The following is a 4,148-nucleotide window of genomic DNA, read 5'->3' as shown; positions in this document are numbered from 1 at the left end:
GGCGGGCACCGGCGGCGGCGGGGGACGGCTGGCGGACACGCCGCTGTCGTCGCTGCTCGAGCTCATGCTCGGCGACAAGGAGCCGATCGACCCCGCGTCCAGGCCGCGCCGCGTGCGCGAACCCGACGACGCCGAACCGGTGCTGCGGGTGCGGGGTCTGGACGTGACCCGCGCCGACGGCAGCGCCGCGCTGCGCCAGGTGGAGTTGAACGTGGGGCGCGGCGAGATCGTCGGCATCGCCGGGGTCGAGGGCAACGGCCAGTCCGAACTCACCTCGGTGCTGTCCGGCGCGCTCGCCGCTGGCGCGGGCACGGTCACCCTCGACGGCGTCGACCTCACCACCGCCACCCCCGCCCAGCGCACCGCCGCCGGGCTGGCGGTGATCCCCGAGGACCGGCACACCGAGGGCATGATCGCCGAGCTGTCCATCGCGGAGAACCTGGCGATGCCCCGGCTGCGGCGCTACCGGCGGTGGGGGCTGCTCGACCGGACCGCCATGCGCGCCGACGCGGCCGCCGCCATCGCGGAGTACTCGATCCGCGCGCCGGGACCGGACGCCCCGATCGGCTCGCTCTCCGGCGGCAACCAGCAGAAAGTGGTGCTGGCCAGGGAACTGTCCACCGAGGGGTTGCGTGCCGTGGTCGCCGCGCAACCGACCAGGGGACTGGACGCGGGCGCGGTCGCCTTCGTCCTCGACCGCCTGCGGGCTGCCGCCGACGAGGGCGCCGCGGTCCTGATGACCTCCAGCGAGATCGACGAACTGCTCGCGGTGTGCGACCGGATCGTCGTCGCCTATCGCGGCGCGCTGCTGGGCTCGGTGCCCGCCGAATCGCCGACCGCCGCCACCGATATCGGCCTGCTCATGACCGGAGTCCCCGCATGACCACACTGCACATCCGCCACCCGCTGGCGGTGGCCCTGCTGGCGCTGGCGGCGTCCGCGCTCACCGGCCTCGCGCTGGCGGCGGCCGCGGGCGCCGACCCGGCCACCGTCGTCGACGCGCTCGTCGAGGGCACCCTCGGCTCGCCGTTCGCCGTCGGCACCTCGCTCAACAACGCCGCGCTGCTCATGTTGGTCGCGGCCGGATTCACCGTCGCCTACCGGGCCGGGCTGGTCAATGTCGGCGGCGAGGGCCAGATCTGCCTCGGCGGCATCGCGGCCACCGCGGTCGGGGTGTCGCTGCCCGACGACCTGCCGCTGCCGATCGGCCTGACGCTCACCCTGCTCGCCGCCGTGCTGGCCGGTGCCGGCTGGGCCGCGGTGGCGGCCTGGCTGAAGATCCGCCGCGGCACCAGCGAGATCATCACCACCCTGCTGCTGAACTTCGTCGGCCTGGCGCTGGTGGTGCTCATGGTGCAGGAGCCCTCGCTGCTGCGGCAGCCGATGACTTCCTCGGAGACGCTGCCGCAGTCCGAACGGCTCGCCGACTCCGCGCACCTGCCGTTGCTCGGCCTGCCGAGGAACCCGGCCACCATCGCCGTCGTGCTCGCCGTCCTGGCGGTGCTGGCGGTCGGAATCGTGTTGCGGCACAGCACTGTCGGGTTGCGGCTGCGCAGCGTCGGGCTGTCCGCCACGGCTGCCGCCCGCTTCGGGGTGCCGGTGGACCGCACCGCCTTCCTCGGCCTCGCCGCCGCGGGCGGGTTCTCCGGCCTGGCGGGCGGACTGCTGGTGGCCTCCACGCCGTTCGTGCTCGCCGAAGGGTTCTCCTCCGGCTTCGGCTTCAGCGGACTGGTCGTCGGGTTGCTGGCCCGCGGCTCGATGACCGCGGTGATCGGGGTGTCGGTGCTGTTCGGTTTCCTGGTCTCCGGCGGCATCAACCTCCAGCTCGCCGCGGGTGTGCCCGCCTCCACCGTGACGGTGGTGCAGTCGGTGCTGATCATCCTCATCGCGGGCGCCGCCTGGTGGACCAGCACCGCGAAACCGGCGAACCGGTCCGCGCGCGCCGACCACCAGCTCGCCGGCGACGAGGCCGGAGACGAAGGCCTCGACAGCGGGGCCGTCGTGCGCAAGCCCGCCGACGACGAGACCGAGGAGGTGCGGGCATGAACGTCGCCATGCTCACCGAGATTCTCACCAGCGGAGTCGCCTTCGCCATCCCGCTGCTGCTGGCCGCTGGCGGGGAATCGGTCTCCGAACGCGCAGGGGTGCTCAACCTGAGCATGGAGGGGATGATGCTCACCGGCGCGTTCGCCGGGGTGTTCGCCTCGGTCACCACCGGATCGGCGGTGCTCGGCGCGGCCGCGGGCGTGCTGGCCGGGCTGATCTTCGGCCTGGCGCAGGCGCTGCTGAGCGTGCGGCTGCGCGCCGATCAGATCGTGGTCGGCGTCGCCGCCAACGCGCTGGCGCTCGGCCTGACCACCTTCGGGGCGCGGGTGCTGCTCGACGGCGGCAAGGGCCAGGGCGTGCCGGCCTTCGCCGACATCCGCATTCCGGTGCTCAGCGAACTGCCCGTCGTCGGGCCCGCGATCTTCGGCCAGACCGCGCTCGGCTACGTCTGCCTGGCGGTGATCGCCGCGCTCGCGGTGGTCTTCTCCCGGCGCACCATGCCCGGCATTCGCATCGACGCGGTGGGGGAGGACGCCGTCTCGGCGGGCTGGACGGGACTGGCGGTCAACCGTATCCGCGTTCTCGGCGTGCTCATCGCCTCCGCCGCGGGCGGCCTGGCCGGCGCGCAGCTGGCACTGTCGGAGGTGCGGTCGTTCAGCGAGAACATGACCGCGGGCATGGGCTATCTGGCCGTGGTCGCCGTCATCGCCGGGCGCTGGAAGATCACCGGAATCCTCTGGGCCGCACTGTTCTTCGGCGTCGCGCGGGCGCTCCAGTTCGCGCTGCCCGCCGTGGGCGTGCACATCCCGTACGCGGTGCTGGTGATGCTGCCCTATCTGATCGCGATCGTCGCCGTCAGCGGGTTCGTCGGGAGCAGGAACGCCCCCTCCTGCCTGACCGTCCCCTACGTCGGCCGCGTCTGACCCCCGCGCTCTGGTCCCCGCGACCGGCCCGGTCGCGCCCTGCTCCCGAGAGGCACCACCATGACCCTCGTCCTCACCCACTCCGACATCGTCGCGCTGATCGACCGGCGCGCGGTCTACGACGCGGTCGAACGCGCCCACGCCGACCTGTCCGCGGGCAGCGCCGCCAACCCCGCGCCCTCGGTGCTTCCGCTCGAGGACGGCGGCGCCGTCCTGCCGATGGCCGCCGTCGCGACCAGGCAGCGGGCCAGTTCGGTGAAGCTGCTCTCCGACATGCCGTTCAACCGCGCCAGGGGCCTGCCCACCCAGCGCTCGACCATCGTGCTGATGTCGGACCGCACCGGCGAGTGCGAGGCCGTGCTGGACGGCAGGCACATCACCGCCGTGCGCACTGCCGCCGCCAGCGCCGTGGCCACCGCCCACCTCGCCAGGGCGGGCGCCACCACGCTGGGATTGATCGGGGCGGGCACGCTGGCGGTGGAGCACACGAGGGCGATCGCCCGCGTCCGGCCGATCGACAAGGTGCTGGTGTGGTCGCGCACCGCCGCCACCGTCGAGGAGTTCCGGCGGCGCGTCCACGATCTCGGCATCGGCGTCGAGTACGTCGACTCGCCCCGCGACGTGGTGGCCGGCGCCGATGTGGTCTGCACCCTGACACCCTCGAAGGAGCCGATCGTCCACGGGGCGTGGTTCCGGCCCGGGGTGCACCTCAACGCCGTCGGAGCGCCGCCGCGGGCCGATCACCGCGAGATCGACGGCGCGGGCATGGGGGCGGCGCGGCTGGTGGTGGACAGCCGTCCCACCGCGCTGACCAAGTCCGGCGACGTGCTGCTCGCCATCGGCGAGGGCCACCTCACCGAGGACGACGTGGTCATCGAACTCGGCGACGTGGTGCGCGATCCCGGTCTCGGCCGCCGCCACGACGACGACATCACCCTGTTCAATTCGGTCGGTATCGGCCTGCAGGATCTGGTGACCGCCCGCCTGCTCGTCGACGCCGCGCTCGCGGCGGGCCGAGGCACGAGAGTAGAGATGAGCGCATGAGTTTCCTGAGTCAACCCCTATGCGGCGACCGGTTGGGTTTGGGGTTCGTGCCGGGTGGGGTTGTAGGCGGTTTTGGTGCGCCAGCAGGCCCAGATGATGCGGAGCCAGGCGCGGCCGAGGGTCCGCAGGGCGTGT

General features: G+C 73.2%; 4 protein-coding genes. All 4 read left to right on the top strand.

The genetic code is table 11. The features are described 5' to 3' along the window. On the top strand, nucleotides 1-883 hold an 883-nt coding region (locus tag QH283_RS17160; RefSeq protein ID WP_280503999.1), incomplete at its 5' end, for an ATP-binding cassette domain-containing protein. After that, complete coding sequence (locus QH283_RS17155) at nucleotides 880-2,046, top strand: ABC transporter permease (protein ID WP_280503998.1); 1,167 nt, start codon at nucleotides 880-882, stop codon at nucleotides 2,044-2,046. The genes QH283_RS17160 and QH283_RS17155, both read left to right, overlap by 4 nt. After that, nucleotides 2,043-2,969 carry an ABC transporter permease gene (locus QH283_RS17150; protein ID WP_280503997.1) on the top strand — a complete coding sequence of 309 codons (927 nt, stop codon included), beginning with the start codon at nucleotides 2,043-2,045 and terminating at the stop codon, nucleotides 2,967-2,969. The genes QH283_RS17155 and QH283_RS17150 overlap by 4 nt, the downstream gene beginning before the upstream one ends. 60 nt (nucleotides 2,970-3,029) lie before the next feature. Continuing rightward, nucleotides 3,030-4,013, top strand: a complete 984-nt coding sequence (locus QH283_RS17145; RefSeq protein WP_280503996.1) for an ornithine cyclodeaminase family protein — start codon at nucleotides 3,030-3,032, stop codon at nucleotides 4,011-4,013. Nucleotides 4,014-4,148 lie beyond the last annotated feature (135 nt).

The organism is Nocardia farcinica, assembly GCF_029867845.1.
Classification (GTDB): domain Bacteria; phylum Actinomycetota; class Actinomycetes; order Mycobacteriales; family Mycobacteriaceae; genus Nocardia; species Nocardia farcinica_A.
This window is presented reverse-complemented; position numbering and strand designations above follow the sequence as displayed.